This window comes from Ruminococcus sp. XPD3002 (assembly GCA_900119535.1).
GTDB classification, from domain to species: domain Bacteria; phylum Bacillota; class Clostridia; order Oscillospirales; family Ruminococcaceae; genus Ruminococcus; species Ruminococcus flavefaciens_H.
The window spans coordinates 104,230-122,830 of the sequence record FPJT01000007.1; the positions used below are offsets into that span (position 1 = coordinate 104,230).

At 46.8% G+C, this 18,601-nt stretch carries 18 protein-coding genes; all 18 read right to left on the reverse strand.

Features of this window, described 5'->3' with window-relative positions:
• Positions 1-17: 17 nt before the first annotated feature.
• Positions 18-1,319 (reverse strand): DUF512 domain-containing protein, encoded by a 1,302-nt coding sequence (locus BT127_RS07905; protein WP_075424486.1) that lies wholly within the window; start codon positions 1,317-1,319, stop codon positions 18-20.
• 77 nt (positions 1,320-1,396) lie between these two features.
• Complete coding sequence (gene rpmF / locus BT127_RS07910) at positions 1,397-1,582, reverse strand: 50S ribosomal protein L32 (RefSeq protein ID WP_075424487.1); 186 nt, start codon at positions 1,580-1,582, stop codon at positions 1,397-1,399.
• A 35-nt stretch (positions 1,583-1,617) separates the two neighbouring features.
• Complete coding sequence (locus tag BT127_RS07915) at positions 1,618-2,067, reverse strand: YceD family protein (RefSeq protein WP_075424488.1); 450 nt, start codon at positions 2,065-2,067, stop codon at positions 1,618-1,620.
• 103 nt (positions 2,068-2,170) lie between these two features.
• A complete protein-coding gene (locus tag BT127_RS07920; protein ID WP_075424489.1) occupies positions 2,171-2,578 on the reverse strand; it encodes a hypothetical protein in 408 nt (135 codons plus the stop codon).
• 60 nt (positions 2,579-2,638) lie between these two features.
• Positions 2,639-3,973 carry a glucose-6-phosphate isomerase gene (locus BT127_RS07925; RefSeq protein WP_075424490.1) on the reverse strand — a complete coding sequence of 445 codons (1,335 nt, stop codon included), beginning with the start codon at positions 3,971-3,973 and terminating at the stop codon, positions 2,639-2,641.
• Between the two features lie 144 nt (positions 3,974-4,117).
• Entirely contained in the window at positions 4,118-5,251 is a 1,134-nt protein-coding gene (locus BT127_RS07930; RefSeq protein WP_075424491.1) for a D-alanyl-D-alanine carboxypeptidase family protein, read from the reverse strand.
• Positions 5,252-5,343: 92 nt separating this feature from the next.
• On the reverse strand, positions 5,344-6,342 hold the full coding sequence (locus BT127_RS07935; RefSeq protein ID WP_075424492.1) for a D-alanyl-D-alanine carboxypeptidase family protein: 999 nt from the start codon (positions 6,340-6,342) through the stop codon (positions 5,344-5,346).
• Between the two features lie 72 nt (positions 6,343-6,414).
• The gene (locus BT127_RS07940; protein ID WP_075424493.1) at positions 6,415-7,488 is read right to left on the reverse strand and encodes a D-alanyl-D-alanine carboxypeptidase family protein; all 1,074 of its coding nucleotides are present in this window, start codon (positions 7,486-7,488) and stop codon (positions 6,415-6,417) included.
• A gap of 371 nt (positions 7,489-7,859) precedes the next feature.
• Positions 7,860-9,080, reverse strand: a complete 1,221-nt coding sequence (locus tag BT127_RS07945; RefSeq protein WP_075424494.1) for a sodium ion-translocating decarboxylase subunit beta — start codon at positions 9,078-9,080, stop codon at positions 7,860-7,862.
• A gap of 12 nt (positions 9,081-9,092) precedes the next feature.
• On the reverse strand, positions 9,093-9,494 hold the full coding sequence (locus tag BT127_RS07950) for a biotin/lipoyl-containing protein (protein WP_075424582.1): 402 nt from the start codon (positions 9,492-9,494) through the stop codon (positions 9,093-9,095).
• Positions 9,495-9,496: 2 nt separating this feature from the next.
• Positions 9,497-9,877: an OadG family protein gene (locus BT127_RS07955; RefSeq protein ID WP_075424495.1), complete on the reverse strand. Its 381-nt coding sequence runs from the start codon at positions 9,875-9,877 to the stop codon at positions 9,497-9,499.
• Positions 9,878-9,889: 12 nt separating this feature from the next.
• Positions 9,890-11,290, reverse strand: coding sequence for a pyruvate carboxylase subunit B (locus tag BT127_RS07960; RefSeq protein WP_075424496.1), 1,401 nt, complete (start codon positions 11,288-11,290; stop codon positions 9,890-9,892).
• A 294-nt stretch (positions 11,291-11,584) separates the two neighbouring features.
• On the reverse strand, positions 11,585-14,152 hold the full coding sequence (locus tag BT127_RS07965) for a translation factor GTPase family protein (RefSeq protein WP_075424497.1): 2,568 nt from the start codon (positions 14,150-14,152) through the stop codon (positions 11,585-11,587).
• Positions 14,153-14,164: 12 nt separating this feature from the next.
• Positions 14,165-14,704 carry a hypothetical protein gene (locus tag BT127_RS07970; protein ID WP_075424498.1) on the reverse strand — a complete coding sequence of 180 codons (540 nt, stop codon included), beginning with the start codon at positions 14,702-14,704 and terminating at the stop codon, positions 14,165-14,167.
• Positions 14,701-15,474, reverse strand: a complete 774-nt coding sequence (locus BT127_RS07975) for an SDR family NAD(P)-dependent oxidoreductase (RefSeq protein ID WP_075424499.1) — start codon at positions 15,472-15,474, stop codon at positions 14,701-14,703. The genes BT127_RS07970 and BT127_RS07975 overlap by 4 nt, the downstream gene beginning before the upstream one ends.
• Positions 15,475-15,476: 2 nt before the next feature.
• Positions 15,477-16,616 (reverse strand): DHHW family protein, encoded by a 1,140-nt coding sequence (locus BT127_RS07980; protein ID WP_075424500.1) that lies wholly within the window; start codon positions 16,614-16,616, stop codon positions 15,477-15,479.
• A 10-nt stretch (positions 16,617-16,626) separates the two neighbouring features.
• Positions 16,627-18,006: an MBOAT family O-acyltransferase gene (locus tag BT127_RS07985; protein WP_075424501.1), complete on the reverse strand. Its 1,380-nt coding sequence runs from the start codon at positions 18,004-18,006 to the stop codon at positions 16,627-16,629.
• Positions 17,996-18,595 (reverse strand): ribonuclease M5, encoded by a 600-nt coding sequence (locus BT127_RS07990; protein ID WP_075424502.1) that lies wholly within the window; start codon positions 18,593-18,595, stop codon positions 17,996-17,998. The genes BT127_RS07985 and BT127_RS07990 overlap by 11 nt, the downstream gene beginning before the upstream one ends.
• Positions 18,596-18,601 lie beyond the last annotated feature (6 nt).

The window sequence follows — 18,601 nt, forward strand, 5'->3', positions numbered from 1 at the left end:
CCAAAAGCATTAGTATTTCACCATGTAACGCCCATTATGGCGTCAAGAAGCTCGTATCCGTCACTTGCGGAAGTACGGACACTGGTATTGAGTTCCCTTTCAACGTCGCCTATAGTAAGGTCATCAAGGAACACATCGCTGTCACGCCGCACCATTGACGATGAAAGCAGCAGCTGATCGCCTATGTCATGGTCTCTGAGCTGAGCAATAAGGTCCTGAGCGGTAATAAGTCCAGTAACGGTAATAGTATCGCCGAAAAAATCGTTGCGGATACGTACCACATCGCATTGAAGAAGCGGGAACTTTTCCTCAGCTTTTTTTGCAAGCTGACATATTATGGGGTATGGACTGTACCCTGTAGCGATAGTGACATGACGTTTACCGCCTTCCCATTCAGCAATATCAAGCGCTTTATCGAATTCGTCCATAAGAGAGCGGAGCATACCTACGCCGTTCTCATACTGCGAGAAGTCCTCGTAGAATTCCATATCGGGGATATCTCTTTCAGCAAGAAGAAAGAACTCATCGGAAGGGAAAACAGTTCTCGTTCCGAATTTTTCAAGGAACTGTTCCTGAAATTCAGCGATGATATCGATAGTCTCAGCAGCACCCTCCTTCGTGAAGCCCTTCAGCGGATAGAGCCCCTCACGGAACTTTGTAACACCAACGGGAACTACAGCCATACTTGTTATATTCGGCATCAGTTCACCGAGATCACGAAGCGATCTGCGAAGCTCATCACCGTCATTCAGTCCGGGACAGCAAACTATCTGGCAGTTAAGCTTGATACCGTTGTGAGCAAGCTGCCATATGAATTTCAGCTTCTCGCCTGCGAACCTGTTATGCATCATTTTCACACGAAGTTCGGGGTTTGTGGTATGGACTGAAACGTTGATATTAAGCTTCATTTCGATTATTCTGTCGATATCGGACTGTTTCAGGTTAGTAAGGGTAACGTAATTTCCCTGCAGGAAGGAAAGACGAGCATCGTCGTCCTTGAAGTAGAGAGTTTCACGCATACCCGGCGGCATCTGATCGATGAAGCAGAACACGCATTTATTGCTGCATGACTGTTTCTGGTCCATAAGGAAGGTCTCGAATTCGAGTCCGAGGTCATCGTATTCGTCCTTTTCGATGGCAACAGTCATTTCCTCGCCGTGGCGGACTATTTCAAGCGTTACCGAAGTTTCGGCAGCATAGTACATATAGTCCAGCACATCCTTTATGCCGTGACCGTTTATTCTGACCAGTATATCGCCTTCCGTGATCCCTTTTCTGTCAGCAGGAGAATCAGGGATCACGCTGTTTATCTTTACCATAAATATTCTCCTGTCAAAAGTTAAAAAGGAGAGAAGGATAACTCCCTCTCTCCTCCTCATGTATCGGAATCAGCCGATTATTCAGCGTCCAGCTTAAGAACCTCAACGCCCTTATAGAATCCGCAGTTCTTGCAAACCTTGTGCGGAGCCTTGAATGCGCCGCAGTTATCACACTTAGACATTGCGGGTGCTTCCAGCTTCCAAACAGCAGAACGTCTCTTATCACGTCTTGCCTTGGAAGTTTTTCTCTTTGGTACAGCCATTTTGGCACCTCCTTACAGGAGCTTCACAGCTCATATTAGTTGAGACAATTGCAGACCGACTCGTTCAGATCACAGCCGCAGACCATACAAAGACCTTTACAATCGTCCTTGCACAGCATTTTAACAGGCAGCTGAAGCAGAAGATCGGTAACAGCAATATCATTCAGTTCAATGCTCTCTCCCTCTGCGACGATATAATCATCATTATCGTTATTACTGAGGGAAGGAACGACAATATGCTGGAAATCAAAGCTATAGCCGCGTTCAAACTCTTTCAGGCATCTGTCGCATGCAGCGAGGAGAGTGAACTCAACAGAATAATCAAGGTAGATAACTCCTGCCCTGTTATAGACTCTTCCGCTTACGGCAACAGGTGAACTGAACTGATATCCTTTGATATCAGAAAGCTCGTCCGCTGTTATATCATAAGATATATCCTTTGATTCTCCGACGATATTGAAAATCTGCTTTAAATTAATTTTCATACAAAAAATCCTTTAGAGCACCATAAAATACATTATACACCAAACCACGCGATATGTCAATAGTTCGGCGCAAAAAACCTGAAAAATCCTTATTGTGCTTTAATTACTTAAGGAACTGCTTTACATTTTCAGAAAGCTCAGACTCATCAGCAGAAACTGTGAATACAACAACAGAATCCTCGCCTGTGAGCTTGTCGAGCTTTTCGAGCATCTTGCCGAAAGCGTCGAAGTCACGTCCGCCGATCTTAAGGATACCGTCAACATAGATGTTCTTGATATCGTAGTTGCCTGCGAGCATACCAGCTACGAAGCCGTAGAAAGCATCGAAGCCCTCGATAGCAAACTGCTCAACATCGCACCATCTAACCTTGTAGCTGATAGAACGTCTGATGTTCTCGCCCTTTTCGATACATACGAGATTGCCGTTTGTAGATCTTACAGCCTCGTTGATCTGGTCGATGATGATCTTTGTCTTTCCTGTACCCTTTTTACCGATGATAAGTTTAATCATAATTTACTCCTTCCAATGCCTTGCGGCAAAGTAATTTTTTTGTTATATTGTGAACCCTTCTCAGCCAAGTTTTGCTTCAAGAGCTGCTTTAGCGCCCTCATAGCCCGGTTTGCCGAGCAGAGCGAACATATTGGACTTGTAGCTCTCTACTCCGGGCTGATTGAATGGGTTAACTCCGAGAACGTATCCTGAAACAGCGCATGCTTTTTCAAAGAAGTAGATCATATATCCAACGCTTTCCTCAGTTGTATCCTCAAGCTCGAGTATCATGTTAGGAACTCCGCCCTCTGTATGAGCGAGAACAGTACCCTCGAAAGCACGTCTGTTAACTACTGACATATTCTGGTTTGTCAGGAAGTTAAGGCCGTCAAGGTTCTCAGCATCAGGCTCGAGGAAAAGATCTGTCTTAGGATTCTTGATATCAACAACAGTCTCGAACATGATCCTTGCGCCGTCCTGGATGTACTGGCCCATTGAGTGAAGGTCTGTAGAGAATGTAACTGAAGCAGGGAAGATACCCTTGTTGTCCTTGCCTTCGCTTTCGCCGAAGAGCTGCTTATACCATTCCGACATCATAACGAAGCTTGGATCGTAAGATACGAGCATCTCAACAGACTTGCCCTTTCTGTAAAGGATGTTTCTGAGAGCAGCGTACTTGTAGCAGTCGTTGTTGTCGAAATCAGCGCAGAGGTCCTTCTGAGCCTTTGCAGCGCCCTTCATGAGAGCATCGATGTCGCATCCTGCAACAGCGATAGGAAGAAGGCCAACAGCAGTAAGAACAGAGAAACGTCCTCCAACATCATCTGGGATAACAAATGTCTCATAGCCCTCTGTATCGGAAAGGCTCTTGAGAGTTCCTCTTGCCTTGTCAGTAGTAGCAAAGATACGGTTCTTAGCCTCTTCCTTGCCGTACTTATCCTCTACCATCTTCTTGAATATACGGAAAGCAAGTGCAGGTTCTGTAGTAGTACCTGACTTGGATATAACATTAACAGAGAAATCCTTACCCTCGCAGAGAGCGATAACTTCGTTGAGGTAAGTAGGATTGATGCTGTTTCCAACGTAGTAGATATCAGGTGTATCCTTCTTCATATTATTATAAAGAGGCGATTTGAGAAGCTCGATAGCAGCTCTTGCGCCGAGATATGAACCGCCGATACCGATAACGATGAGGATATCGGAATTCTTCTTGATCTTCTCTGCAGCAGCCTTGATACGTGCGAACTCTTCCTTATCGTAATTTGTAGGGAGCTCTACCCAACCTAAAAAATCATTTCCGAGACCTGACTTGTTGTGAAGGGTATCAGCAGCAGCTTCGACCTGAGCTTTGATACCTGCCAGCTCATCGGGATTTACAAAATCACTAAGGTATTTTGTGTTAAGTTTTAATGACATTTGATTTTACCTCCAGTATTTGGGGCGCACTACGCCCTGCAAATATAAATTACCATCTTTATGATACTATATTTTCGGATTTTTTTCAAGTACCTTTATCAAACAATTTCAACATTTGTTTACTATCAACAATTTTCGTTGTTATTACTCCAGCAAATTAAACAACATTTTTCCGAATACAAATTTGAAGTCCATTTTTCCAACACTTGTTTTAACTATCACGTCAGTTTCGCAAACAAGCGTCTTGCCGCTGTAGAATCCGACTGTACCTACACGCTGTCCCTTTATCACAGGCGCTTCAAGATACGCAGGCAGCACAGCGATGCTTGTCAGTTCGCCCGACCCCACCCTGACTGCTGCAAGTCCGCTTCTCTGCAAAGCCAGTTCCACCGCAGATTCTCTGCCGTGACTGACGTGTACGGGCATTATCATCTCATCGGGGAATGATGCATCCACCACACGGTAATTCCTGAATCCGCTTTTCAGCAGTTTCTTCGACAGCGCAAAAGAGACTTCATCGCTCTCCGCGCCAAGCACCACCGATATGTAAGCGCTGTCACCGTCCGCCGCACCCTCTGCGGCACAATATCCGCTCTGATCGGAGTGACTGGCTTTAAAGCCTATCATCGGCTCGTAAGTACGCGCGAATACGTTCTCGTTGACGAGTTCAGTCTGCTGTTCTCTAACGAAGTCACGCCATGTGTGAAAATACGGCCGCAGGAAATCAAATCCCGACAATCGGCTGCATATTACAGCAATATCACAGGCAGTAGAGTACTCACGTTCATCGTAGTAACCGTATGGCGAATAAAATACGCTGTCACGCAGTCCCAGGTCGAAAGCTTCCATGTTCATGCGTCTTACGAAATTCTCCACTGACTGCTCCGAAGCCTCTGCAAGCACCGTCATGGCATCGTTTGCATTGCCGATTATAACAGACTTAAGCAGTTCGTCCACGGTCATCCTGTCCCCTGCCCTCAGCCATACCACAGAGCCTTTGGTTCCCGTCACGGAATCTGACGCTGTAAGTTCCTTATCAAGCGTGTATTTCCCCGTTTCTATGTCCAGCGCTATGACGTACAGTGCCATGAGCTTGCCGAGATACCCCACATTCAGTTTTTCCCTGCCGTTTTGCTCCTCAAGGACTGTTTCCGTTCTCGGTTCCATAAGCACATACGCCTTAACACCGCTTTCTTCCGCCTCCTCAGCATAGGTCCTCATCGGGATACTGAACAGTAAAAACGTCAGCAGAAGAATAAATGTCCCCGTTTTTTTCATATCATCACCTCTGCACTATTCTATGGTACAGAGCGGCGGTTTATGACCTACGAGACTGCAACAAAAAAGGCGGCCGTTTCCGACCGTCCTTATCATCTTTTTGCAGTGATTATATAGTTTCCGAGATTATCTCCCGAGACCTCATAGCTTCCTGCCACGGGAACTCTGACTGTAGTTCCGCCTTCAGAAGCCTTCTGACTGTATATCACTTTGGCACTGCCGTTGAGAGTACACTCGAAAGGCTCATCATAGCTGAAGCCGCTCATATAATCAACGTACTCTTCAAGGCACATGTCCTTATCTTTCATGATCGCTGCATGAAGGCTTCCAACGTAGCGCAGATGCCATGGACAGTACGATTCGCCCGTCTTATCAGCCTTGCCCTCGGGATATCTTACGATAAATCCGTACTTATGGCAGTTCTGTACTATCCAACCCTCATCGTCAAGTCCGTCATAGGCAATGGTGCCGTAGCTTGAAATAAGTGCAAGGTCAACAGTATAACCTGTTGCCGACTCTGCAAATTTTCTCGGACAGCATGAAGCGTAATCATCGGTCGGTGTATCATCCGTACCGTAAACAACGAAGTCATTAAGCTCTGTAGCCTTATGGTAATCCTTCATCATACGGCATAAAGCATCAGCCGCATCCTCTTTAAGGACTATATCCTCGCTGTAGACTGAAAAATCATCGCTGTCATATGCAGTAAGACTAACAAGATTCCTGCTGTCCGGAGTTATATCAGGGTGCTTCTCGTTGATCACCGTAAGCATACCCTTTGAGAGACTTGCCTTATCAAGAGTCACTTCAGCTGTACCTACATACTTTACATTTTCGATAGCCTCAGCCTCACGAGGAGCGTCCTCTTTATCCCAGGGCGTTGTACTGTTAGTCGCCTTTTGTTCAGCAGGTGCTTCCGCACTGCTGACTGTATTTAAAAAAGTTCCACGCACATCAACTATCTCATTGATGCTTTTCTTGTGCAGATCCTTGAAAAAGCTGCCGCCCAGTATGACCAATACCGAGCATACACACATTGCCGCAGCCAGTCCGCTCTTTTTTACGTGGAGCTTTCCGTTCTCCTTCCGCATTTCACTTGCCCCCGTTTGAATGTTTCCTTTTGTTCTACTTCTCTTTTTTCACATGTTACTGCATGTGTCTTTCTATTTCTTTGGCGGTTCATAGTCCTTGCCGCCTGCACAATAAGTGCTGTATATGCTCAGTGTATCATAGATCGCATTCCAGTTTGTTTTATCTCCTGCGATAACGAGTATATACTTTTTTCCGTTCACGTCCGCAAAAGTCTCGACGCAATTCTTAGCCTCGTCGGTGTAGCCAGTCTTACCGCCTTTGACGGTAACATTCGGCATCTCATCACCGAACATCCTGCTGAACAGAGTGCTGTTGAAGGTAAGTCCCTCGGGACTCTCCTTAGTGGGCGGATATTTATATTCCACCGCAGTAAGGTACTTCAGGCACGTCTCGTCCTGCATGGCATAATCAAGTATCGCTGCCATATCGGCTGCGGTACTGTAGTGATCCTCCGCATGGAGACCGACAACATTCGTGAAATGGGTATCCTTAAGCTTCATATCCTCAGCCTTCCTGTTCATGAGTTCAACAAAGGCTTCCTCGGAACCTGCAACGTATACCGCAGCAGCAAGAGCGGCATCAGCGCCCGATTCGAGCACCATACCGTAAAGCACCTGATCCAGCGAAGGCTTTTCGCCCACAGCGAAACCTGCCCTTGAGGCATCCAGTGCTATCATAGGGTTTACCATTTCTTCTGTTATCTCGACCTTATCGGACATATCCTTTATATTTTCAACTGCCACGATAAGAGTCATCACTTTAGTCAGGGAGGCGGGGTAGATCCGGACGTTTTCGTCTCTGTAAGCGACTACCTCTCCTGTTTCAGCATCGTAAAGAACCACATTTTTTCCGTCGTATTTCTTATCCAGCTTCACGGATGCGTCCGTTCGCTTCGGATAAACAACAAAAGGCACAGTTTTGTTCCCGTTTTCTGCTTCTGTCAGCGGTTCTGCAACAGCTTCCGCCGGGACGACGTTCTCAGTGTACTCAGACACAGCAGACACATCGTTTTCCATTTCGGGTATCATCTTTTCATGGCTCTTTATATACGCCATAATACCCGCACTGATCAAAAGCAAAGGGATCACAACTGCACCAACTCTGGAATAGCGGATCTTGACCTTGCGTTCCCTTTCCTTGTTCATTACACACCTCTTTACAGACATACCTTGTATCTTTTTATTTGTTATATCGACTGTATATCTGTATATATCTTTATACTTAACATTATACAACAAATTAATTCACTTGTCAATAACGAGGACAAAATCTACAGATTGCACAAACAAGCAGTACATGTTTGCTTGAATTTTACAAAGCAGCGGTTGACAAATTGTGGATAAGTGTTGAATAGTCTGTTGGTTTGCTGTTGACAAAAGTGGAAACAAGTTGAAAGTGAAAATATGTTCTGACAAATTGAACAAATCGGCACCTCTGACATTACACAAACGGACAAAAAAATTCCGCGGCACTTCACAGATGTGAAATACCGCGGTTGTCTGCAAAGCAGATAATATTACTTGAATACTGCAAGAAGGAATCCTGCTGCGATAGCAGATCCGATAACACCTGCAACGTTCGGTCCCATAGCATGCATGAGAAGGAAGTTCGAGGGATTAGCCTTCTGACCTTCCATCTGTGAAACACGCGCTGCCATTGGTACGGCAGAAACGCCTGCGGAACCGATAAGAGGATTGATCTTGCCGCCTGAGAGCTTATACATGATCTTACCTACGAGAAGTCCGCCGACTGTTGAGAAACAGAATGCAGCAAGTCCGAGGAATACGATCTTGATAGTCTCAAGTGAAAGGAATCTGTCAGCAGCAGTAGTTGCGCCGACTGATATACCGAGGAATACAGTTACGATGTTCATAAGAGCATTCTGTACTGTATCTGAAAGACGCTCTGTAACGCCGCATTCTCTCCAGAGGTTGCCGAGCATAAGGCATCCGATAAGGGGAGCTGTTGAAGGAAGAAGAAGGATTACGAACATTGCAACGATGATAGGGAAGATTATCTTCTCTGTCTTTGAAACAGTTCTGTTCTGCTCCATCTTTACCTCGCGCTCCTTCTGTGTTGTGAGGAGACGCATGAGCGGCGGCTGTATCATAGGGATAAGAGCCATGTAGGAGTAAGCTGCGATAGCTATAGGTCCGAGAAGTTCGGGAGCCAGTCTCGTTGTAAGGAAGATAGCAGTAGGACCGTCAGCACCGCCGATGATACCTATTGAAGCTGCCTGTTCGCCTGAGAATCCGAGGCATACAGCACCGAAGAATGCAAGGAATACGCCCATCTGTGCAGCTGCGCCGAGAAGAAGGCTCTTGGGGTTTGAGATAAGCGGACCGAAGTCGGTCATAGCACCAACGCCCATGAATATGAGCGACGGGTAAACACCGGCTTTAACACCTATGTAAAGGATGTCAAGGAGTCCGCCGTGAGCCATGATAGCTCCGTAGCTGTGATAATCGGGATGCTCCGAATTCAGGAAGTTATCCCATAGATCCATGTGATAGAGCGCATCTGAAGTATCTCCTGCTGCAAAATAGGAAAGGTTTACAAGCAGACAGCCGAATGCGATACCAACAAGAAGAAGAGGTTCAAATTTCTTTTTGATACCAAGATAGAGAAGGATGCATGAAATGAATATCATTATCAGGTTCTTCCAGCCGCCTTCAATAAGGAAGCTGTGGAAACCCGAGCCTTCCCACAAGGTCTCAAGTGTTTCAACTATATTCATACGGGCGCCTCCTTATGCTATTACGATCAGCGGAGCGCCTGTATCTACAACCGCACCCTTGCTTGTAACAACCTGTGCAACAGTGCCGTCCTTAGGAGAAACTATCTCATTTTCCATTTTCATTGCTTCAAGAATAACAAGTATCTGACCTGCCTTTACAGTGTCGCCCTGCTTAACATCAACTCTGAGGATGTTTCCGGGCATAGGAGCGTTAACAGTCTCGCCTGAAGCAAGGTCAACGGGAGCAGCAGGTGCAGGAGCGGCAGCAGGTGCTGCAGCAGGAGCAGCGGCAACAGGAGCAGCAGCCGCAGGTGCAGCAGGAGCAAGTGCCTCATACTCATCGAGAAGTACAGCCTTGCCGTGCTCTACCTCTACTTCATATGTCTTACCATTAAGTGTAACTTTATACTTCATGATCATTTTACCTCCTTGATAGAAATAAAGTGAAGCTCATTGATAGGCTTCTGCATCTGATCGGCAACGATAGCCATGATCATAGCGGCTTCCTTATCGGGAACGCCGTGGAGCTTTACATGTCCTGCAGAGCCGGGAGCCTTCGGAGCTTCGGCAGGTATAACCTTAAGGGGATTAGCCTCGACCTCTTTTGCAGTGTTCTCGAGAGCAGCCTTTGCAGCAGCCTCAGCCTTGGCATCCTTGCTTTTGAAGTAAGCGCCTGTGCAGTAGAGCACTATCATAAGAAGAACGAGTCCCACGAATACTACGCAGTATCCGAAAATAGCAGTACCTGCGGCTTCACCTACAGAAAGTTCACGGAGCGCATATAAGTTATCTGACATAACGCACCCTCCTTACATTTCCTCGATAGTGTAAACTACCTCGTTCTCTTCCTGAGCCTTGCGGTCCTTAAGGAACTTGAGAGTCTGATCGGGATAGCAGATATAGCTCATTACGTCCTCTTCACTGCGGCAGAGGTCTCCGAGAGCTTCCTTTGCAGCTGTGAACTCTTCACCTGTACGCTTCTGATCTTCGTCACGGCAGTCAACAGGCTGACCGTCTGCGCCGAGCACCTTTTCTATAAGGCTGCTGTCAACAGGTGCAGGAGAGATTCCGTATTCGCCCTTGATGTAGTTCTTTATTTCCTTTGAGATATTCTTGTATCTCTCGCCGATAAGTACGTTTGTAACAGCCTGATTTCCCACCATCTGAGAAAGAGGAGTTACCAGCGGAGGATAACCCATATCAGCTCTTACCTTCGGTATCTCGGCAAGCGCTTCATCGAATCTGTCCATAGCGTGCATATCTGTGAGGTTAGCGATCATGTTGGAGAGCATACCGCCCGGAACCTTATAAACAAGTGCCTGAGCATCTGTAGCAAGGCTCTTGGGGTTGAGCTGACCGTTATCGATATACTTCTGCTTAACGGGCTTGAAGAAGTCATTGACCTTATTGATTATATCCTCGTCCAGACCTGTCTCGATGCCGTACTGCTTAAGAGCATAGAACATTGTCTCTGTTGAAGGCTGTGAAGTACCGCCGGAGAAACATGATGTAGCGCAGTCGATAACATCGATTCCGGACTCTATAGCCTTTGTAAGAGTCATGTAAGCCATACCTGTAGTGCAGTGTGTATGGAGTATCAGAGGCATATCGCCGATAGCATCCTTGATGCCCTTGATAAGGTGCTCTGCCTCGTATGGTGACATAGTACCTGCCATATCCTTAAGGCAGATAGTATCGAATCCCATTTCCTTGAGTTCCTTACACATTTCTATATACTTGTCAACTGTATGTACAGGGCTCTGAGTGTATGAGATACAGCCTGATGCAACAGTCTTCTCCTTAGCGTACTTCTTTGTAGCTTCGAGAGCTGTGCGGATGTTTCTGAAATCATTAAGAGCATCGAATATACGGATAACGTCGATACCGTTCTTTATTGAAAGCTCAACGAACTTTTCAACGACATCATCGTGATAATGCTTGTAACCGAGAAGATTCTGACCTCTCAGAAGCATCTGGAGTCGGGTATTCGGAAGGTGCTTTCTCAGGTTGCGGAGTCTCTCCCACGGATCCTCGTTCAGATAACGAAGACAAGAATCGAAGGTAGCTCCTCCCCAGCACTCGATGGAGTAATAACCAGCCTTATCCATATCATCGAGGATATCCTCGTAATCGGCATAAGGCAGACGTGTTGCCATAAGCGACTGCTGTGCGTCACGCAATACGGTTTCTGTCAGTTGCACTTTTTTCATGTACAAGCCTCCTCTAAAAATAACTCTGCATTGCAGAAATAAAATAATACCACGTTCAGAAGAACACAGTTTTTGGTCAGATGCGCCTTTGCAAATAAACCAATCAAAATTAATTATAACACATAAAGCAAAAAATTTCCACTGTTTTTTCAAGTTTTTTCTTTTATTTTTATATATTTGTTATCGCAACCTAACAAATCATAAAACTACATCCTCCGCTAATAAATGGCTCGGTAAGTTTTTCTTACTGAGCCATTTATCTTTCTGATCTGACAGTATCATAAAACCGATACATCAGTGCGTTCCGCTGAGGAATTCCCTTATCTCCGCCTCTGCATCGTCCACTCTCTTGCGGAACTCCGCCGCAGAAAGTCTCATTGCACCGTTGCCCAGTATTATCATCTGTTCAAGGCCGTCGGAAGTTGCAACTCTTACTCTGTGCTTCTTTGAGAGTTCGTGCGTAACTCGCTCGATGTAGCTGTCGGCAGTTTCTGCCTCCTGAGTGAAAACTATGCTTATACCGCAGTAATTCTCCACCTCACGGTGTCTGCCCTTTACACGGTAAGCATCGAATACGAGTATCAGCTCGCAGCCTGCATAGCCTCTGTAATTGCACATCCTGTTTATCAGCTCGGAACGTGCCGCATCGAGATTATCCTCGGCGATACGGCTGAGATCATCCCACGCATAGATTATATTATAGCCGTCCACAAGCAGATAATCGGGGCCTTCATAATCGGGCAGCGTGGACTTCTTACTGTAGTCCGTCTTTTCCTTGAATGTCTTGAACGAGCGTCTCGGATCGCGATCTATTTTACCGTAGGTACGCTCGAATATCTCCATAAGCTCCTTATCTGATACAGCCGCCGCTACGAATCTCTCAGCACGAAGGCGCTTTTGCGGAGCTTCTTCCTCGGGTTCAGCAGAAAGACACGAGGGCAGATGCATATGGCTTTCTACCTCGTCCCACTTTACAACGAATCCTGCACCATGACTGCAAAAAACCGAATCTGCACTGTTCTCAACGTCGCTGTCGCAGTCGTAGTCTACTGCGGCGATAACTTCCTCTGCATTGTGGCACTCACGGAAGCCCGAGGTGATACAGCTGAGGTGTCCCCTGCCCCTTGTATAGCTTATTACCTGTGACTGATAATCGTTCATTTCAGAAACGGGAGCGCTTCCTGTTATCACGGACATATCTCCCATTGTTTCGGGCGTATCGAACTCCGCGGACATATGCTGAAGATCAGCTATAGCTCTGCCTACGCACTCCGAGGGCACTTCCAGTTCATAGTCGTAATAGGGTTCAAGGAGGATGCTTTCAGCCTTGCGGAGACCGTTTCTTACCGCCCTGTAGGTAGCCTGACGGAAATCTCCACCCTCGGTGTGTTTAAGGTGAGCTCTGCCAGCGGCAAGAGTTATCTTCATATCGGTTATTGGCGAACCCGTAAGGACTCCGATATGAGTCTTTTCTTCAAGGTGAGTGAGGATAAGCCTCTGCCAGTTGCGGTCCAGGTCATCCTCATGGCAGGTGGTATCGAACTTAAGTCCGCTTCCTCTGGGGAGTGGTTCAAGTATCAGGTGTACCTCGGCATAGTGACGGAGCGGTTCATAGTGACCTACTCCCTCGGTGATACCCCTGACAGTCTCCTTGTAGGCAACTGTACCCCTGCCGAATGAAACGCTGTAGCCGAAACGTGACTCTATCCTCTCGGTCAGCACTTCAAGCTGGACTGCACCCATAAGCTGGAGATGTATCTCTCTCAACTGTTCGTTCCAAAGTACGTGGAGCTGCGGATCTTCGTCCTCTAAGCGCCTCATATCCTTAAGTGCATCATATGCGTTCTTGCCCTCTGGAAGCATCACCTGATAGGTCATTACAGGTTCAAGGACAGCTCTCTCGGAGTTCTTAATACTGCCTATCCCCTGACCTGCATACGTGCCGTCAAGTCCCGTCACCGCACATATCATTCCTGCCTCTGCACACTCGGCAGTTGTGAACTTCTCGCCCGAATAGAAACGAACGGAGCTTACCTTGCAGGTGACTTCTTCGCCATCCTGGTTGATATATGTAATCTCTTCCCTGACATGCAGCTCTCCGCCCATCACTTTCATATGAGTCAGACGTACTCCCTTGCTGTCATAGGCTATCTTGTAGACCTTTGCACCGAATTCCTGCTGACGTTCAGGCTCGGAAGTGAATCTGTCAAGGGCAGTGATGAACTCGTCCACACCGTCCATTTTCAGAGCAGAACCGAAAAAGCACGGGAAGATGCGCCTGTCCGAGACTGCCGAAGCAATATCGCCGTCCGAGAGACTGCCCTCTGCGAAATACTTCTCCATAAGCTCCTCACAGCAGCCTGCTGCGGACTCGTATATCTCATCATCGGTGAGAGTGAAATCCACACAGCCCTCCGAAAGCTGTCTGCGGAGTCCTTTGAGTACGGCGCTCCTGTCCGCACCTACAAGGTCCATTTTATTCACGAATATGAATACGGGTACTTCATATTTCCTCAGAAGTTTCCATAAAGTAGTGGTATGGCTCTGAACTCCGTCCGTACCGCTGATAACGAGTATCGCATAGTCCATCACACGCATTGTACGCTCGGTCTCGGCGGAAAAATCAACGTGTCCGGGAGTATCGAGCAGTGTTATCTCAGTATCGCCTGATTTAAGCTGAGCCTGACTTGAAAAAATAGTTATTCCCCTGTCACGCTCTATGGAATCTGTATCAAGGAATGAGTCGCCGTTATCAACTCTGCCTGCTTTGCGGATGCTGCCTGTTTTATAGAGCATGGCCTCTGCAAGAGTGGTCTTGCCTGAATCGACGTGTGCGGTTATTCCGACTGTTATACGCTTCAAATCCTCACCTCCTCACTTCTTTTTCATGAATTTCGGACGCATCCTGTGTCTGTAAATGATACAGATGCGGTCCAGAAGATAATCATACATCACGAATATGAAATTGCATACTATCAGTGCCGCTATCCAGCCGTATCTGCCGATGCCGTTTATACTTTCAAGCATCTGTTCTATGCCGAAAAGGTACACTGTAGTATAGAAAAATGCGGCAAAGCCTGCATTGAAAACTATGAGCTTTACCGCAAACCTCAGCGGACTGAATCTGATGCGCTGAAGGAAATAACGTATTATCGGATAGTGTCCGAATATCATGACGAAGAGCAGTGCAGCTTCCTTATCTGCGGTTATGAACATGGAGAGTATTCCTGTGGATATATAGGTAAGCAGTGCCCATTTTGTACTTACCTCCTCTGCGATTATCATAAGGAACACACCTGCTATCATCGGAAGCAGTATGTAGAGCGCAGGCATTATGCCTGCAAGAAACATAGTTACAAGGCAGAGCGCCGAAACTATTCCGCCAAGCGCTACTCTATAGCTTATATCCTTCATCTGTGCTTTTTATCCTCCGCGACTTTCTTGCTGTGCTGGATGTTATAAGTCACGGCAGATATCAGCTTCTCGGGAGCGAAATTTGATGCAATAACACCTGCATGCACCATAAGTCCGGGAATGGCGATGAGCTTTCCGCGGAAGGCTTTATTCAGTGCAAATTCTGCGGCGTACTGCGGAGATATCGGCTTGACGCTGAACGAAACTCCTGCACGGTCATTGAAATGGGTATCAACAGGTCCGGGACAGAGTACGGTTATGGAAACATTGGACTTATCCCTGCGGAGCTCCTCGGCTATAGCAAGAGATAGTCTTACCACGTAATTTTTTGAAGCATAGTAGGATGAGAGAAGAGGTCCCGTCATGAAGCCTGCACTGGATGCCACATTCAGTATGATACCGCTGTCCTTTGCCTTGAAATCGCGCAGAAACAGCTTTGTAAGTATATGAAGGGCATTTATATTCACGCTGAGCATATTCAGCTCGTCATCAAGGTCGGTCTCGTCGAACTTTCCGAAGAGTCCGTAACCTGCATTATTAACAAGCATATCTATATCCTTGCCGCGGCAGAAGTCATATACCTTCATTACCTCGTCACGGTCTGCAAGATCAGCGGCAACTATCTCGGTATCCTCGCCGAAACGCTTCTTCAGCTTCTTCAGCTCTTCGGTGTTGCGTCCCGTGAGTATCAGGTCCCAGCCTCTGCGGTGGAGGTTGAAGGCAATGCTTCTTCCTATGCCCGATGTTGCTCCTGTAACAAGTGCTTTCATTTTTATTCCTCCTCTTCTTCAAGCGGACTGAGCATATCCTCATCGCCAAGGCTGTCCGCACCTATCAGTATCAGTGTCTGTTCATAATCATCCGCATTTACATATTCTTCAAGCTTTCCCGTCATCTTCTTCGGACATACCACGCCTATCTCGCTGTAGTGCTGTATAAGGAACGGTACAAAATTCCTGCCCATATCATCCGTTATCACAAGAAGCTTCCTGTCGTTGTTGAGCGATGTGCGTATCCGCATGAAGGGACACGTTCCGCAGGTATATATATCATACTTATCACCCGAATCAAGTGCGGAAAGATCGTAAAGCTGTGCAGATTTACTGTCTCCGTTGTTGTAATAGCAGGTGCAGCTCTCTGCTTCTGCACCGTCGCTGTATTCGTAGATATCAAGCATGTCCTTGTTGGACTTCATATACTGCGTTCTGTTGTAAAGGTTGCCGCAGTAGTCATCGGATACATGGCGGACGGTGTACTTGCTGTAAGGGGACGGCAGGAATCCGAGCTTCTGGATCACCGTCTTATAAACACAGTATGCCCCGTAACCTGTCCATTTAGTATCACTTCTTAAGAAAATATAATCGTCCGTCTGCATTTTCAGGATGCTGTAAGCGTCTATCTTTCTTATGCTTCTGTCAAATTCGGCATAGAATCTGTCTATCTGCTGTTTTTCGGTATTATAGGAAAGATAAGCAGGAAGCATCGAGCTGTAGACTCCCGACGAAGTAGGAACTGCTGCAAGATAGACTGCGCCGCTGTAATTTCCTGCAAATCTCTTTATCCTTTCCGCATTCAGTTGAGACTTTCCCCTTTCGGACACCTTGGCATCGATAAGCCTTGTATTTCCGATATAAACGCCGTTGACTACCCTTTCGCACATTCCCGATGCAAGCTTTGCATCGGAAGATACAAAAAAGTGACGGAATGCAAAGTGGTCCGTAAAGCAGCTGCTCAGTCCGCTGAAATAGCTCCCGTCAGCAAGGGCGGACCATGAAAGCTGCGGTATACCCTGAAGCATCCTGTTTTCGTTTTCGGAGTAGGTTTTCTTTGGTACGGTAACTGTAAGCAGTCCGAGCGTTCCTGTTACTGCGATAGCTGCAACAGCTGTTATCTTTTTTATCAGCCTTGTCATACTCTGCCTCCTATAACGTTACAGGTGAAAGCGAAGAAGCTCCGCCGTAAGCGATAAATGCAGTACATACAAGCAGCAGAACGATAACGATAGCGGGAGTTGCTGCCGACAGTACGGAATTCACCTTGTGCTTGCGCGAACGAAGGAGCATATTGCGGAAAAGGTCCGTTGAGGCATAAACAGATACAAGAAGTATGATTATATACGACCTCAGAAGATATACCGTAAGCGAATCCGCAAGCATACGGTTTCCGCCGACCATTGCACCAAGATAGCGTATGGAAGCGGACAGATTATCCCCTGCAAGGAATACTGATGAAACGGTCAGGAACACGAATGTCACTATGATACCTGTTGCATTGAGCATTTTAAGCTTTGCAAACTTTCGTTCAACTACTATGCCGATGCCTAAAAGGAGTCCCCATATAAGTCCGCCTGCCCTGAATGTGTACCAGAATCCGAAGAATCCCCATGTTGCAATGAATATCAGCTTCTTTATCCAGCGTACACTGCTCTGAGCCGAGAGCGGCGAGGAGATATACCTTCTGAACCAGCGGACAGCCTGCATATGCCATCTTGATGCGAAGTACCTGAGTTTACTGACAAACAGCGGATAGTTGAAGCAACGGGGGAAATGCATACCAAAGCACCTTCCGAGACCGATGCCCATATCCGTAAGTCCCGAAACGGTAAAATAAAGACACAGCACATAGGCTATCATGCCGAGCCACGCATTTACTGCCGCAAGCTCTCCCGATTTCACATTCCGTACAGCTGAATACAGCATGAAGAGATTATCGGCTGCAAGGACCTTCTTTGCAAGTCCTTTAACGAAAATGGTCATACCCGTACCTGTTTCCGCAAGACTGCATTTCCTGCGGCTGAGTATCTTCACAAAGCTGTCATAACGCAGAACAGGTCCCATTATGATACGAGGGAACATGAGCATGTAAAGTCCGAACCTTACAGGATCGCTCTCCGCACGTATACGGTCGCTGTATATATCTATGAGGTAACCGACGGCGGACAAAGTGAACAGGGATATACCTACAGGCAGAACTCCCTCGGGCAGTCCGATCTTTTCTCTTAGTTCCGCAAGATCTGCCGCTCTGAACACGAAAAGCATCGCTATATTTGCGGTAATACCTGTTAAAAGGGGCAGAGTTCCGCTTTTTTTCCTGACTCTGTGCGTATCGATGATGTGTCCCACAAGAAAATTGAAAGCCGTATCCAACACAGTAAATGCAAGGCATTTAAGTCCGCAGAATCCGCAGAATATGAGACTAAGTCCCAGAAGTACTGCATTGCGGTATTTCTCCCTTGCAGCGTGGTATATCAGCAGGGACAAGGGCAGGAACCCATATATGAAAATAAGACTGCTATAGGTCATTTTCTGCTCCTTCCAGTTTTTTCATATGCTCCGAAAGCTCTTCCGCAGTCATCATTGTGTTGAGCACTTCCATAAGCGCCGATGCGGACATAAGTGAAGGAAGTCCGAGACTGCTCTGAAGGCGCTTTCTCAGCTCCGAGCTGTTCTTTCCTCCGCTGAGTCCCAGCTCATAGAGTACCGCAGTAGTGATATCGGGAGCAGAAGTACGCTCCTCTGAGGTCACTCCCGCTTTCCTGAAGGCTTCGAGTATCAGCTTCTTGTCTATTCCTTCAACTCCGAGCTTTCCCTCTGCCGAAGGCTTCTCCTTGCGCTTTTCCTTGCCGAAAACATCTGGGATGAATACATTCCTTACGTTGCCGTTTGGTACAGCACCCTTTATATATCCGCGGATCTTGCGACCTGCACTGTCCGAATCAGTAAGTATGAGTATACCCGTTTTTTCGGCGTAGTATCTTATAAGTTCCAGCTTTTCGCTGTCCTTGAATATACCGAATCCGTTGGTAACTATGATAACTGCGTCAACTATGGACGACAGCTTTATCTTATCGTATTTTCCTTCTACTATTATTGCTTCTTTTATGCTTATCATAGTACC

Bases quoted from the DNA above. Each gene is read 5' to 3' on its own strand.
- BT127_RS07920 (WP_075424489.1), bottom strand. From the start codon at position 2,578: ATGATTAAACTTATCATCGGTAAAAAGGGTACAGGAAAGACAAAGATC.
- BT127_RS07970 (WP_075424498.1), bottom strand. From the start codon at position 14,704: ATGAAGGATATAAGCTATAGAGTAGCGCTTGGCGGAATAGTTTCGGCG.
- BT127_RS07945 (WP_075424494.1), bottom strand. From the start codon at position 9,080: ATGAATATAGTTGAAACACTTGAGACCTTGTGGGAAGGCTCGGGTTTC.
- BT127_RS07940 (WP_075424493.1), bottom strand. From the start codon at position 7,488: ATGAACAAGGAAAGGGAACGCAAGGTCAAGATCCGCTATTCCAGAGTT.
- BT127_RS07990 (WP_075424502.1), bottom strand. From the start codon at position 18,595: ATGATAAGCATAAAAGAAGCAATAATAGTAGAAGGAAAATACGATAAG.
- BT127_RS07950 (WP_075424582.1), bottom strand. From the start codon at position 9,494: ATGAAGTATAAAGTTACACTTAATGGTAAGACATATGAAGTAGAGGTA.
- BT127_RS07960 (WP_075424496.1), bottom strand. From the start codon at position 11,290: ATGAAAAAAGTGCAACTGACAGAAACCGTATTGCGTGACGCACAGCAG.
- rpmF (WP_075424487.1), bottom strand. From the start codon at position 1,582: ATGGCTGTACCAAAGAGAAAAACTTCCAAGGCAAGACGTGATAAGAGA.
- BT127_RS07985 (WP_075424501.1), bottom strand. From the start codon at position 18,006: ATGACCTATAGCAGTCTTATTTTCATATATGGGTTCCTGCCCTTGTCC.
- BT127_RS07975 (WP_075424499.1), bottom strand. From the start codon at position 15,474: ATGAAAGCACTTGTTACAGGAGCAACATCGGGCATAGGAAGAAGCATT.
- BT127_RS07980 (WP_075424500.1), bottom strand. From the start codon at position 16,616: ATGACAAGGCTGATAAAAAAGATAACAGCTGTTGCAGCTATCGCAGTA.
- BT127_RS07925 (WP_075424490.1), bottom strand. From the start codon at position 3,973: ATGTCATTAAAACTTAACACAAAATACCTTAGTGATTTTGTAAATCCC.
- BT127_RS07930 (WP_075424491.1), bottom strand. From the start codon at position 5,251: ATGAAAAAAACGGGGACATTTATTCTTCTGCTGACGTTTTTACTGTTC.
- BT127_RS07935 (WP_075424492.1), bottom strand. From the start codon at position 6,342: ATGCGGAAGGAGAACGGAAAGCTCCACGTAAAAAAGAGCGGACTGGCT.
- BT127_RS07915 (WP_075424488.1), bottom strand. From the start codon at position 2,067: ATGAAAATTAATTTAAAGCAGATTTTCAATATCGTCGGAGAATCAAAG.
- BT127_RS07955 (WP_075424495.1), bottom strand. From the start codon at position 9,877: ATGTCAGATAACTTATATGCGCTCCGTGAACTTTCTGTAGGTGAAGCC.
- BT127_RS07905 (WP_075424486.1), bottom strand. From the start codon at position 1,319: ATGGTAAAGATAAACAGCGTGATCCCTGATTCTCCTGCTGACAGAAAA.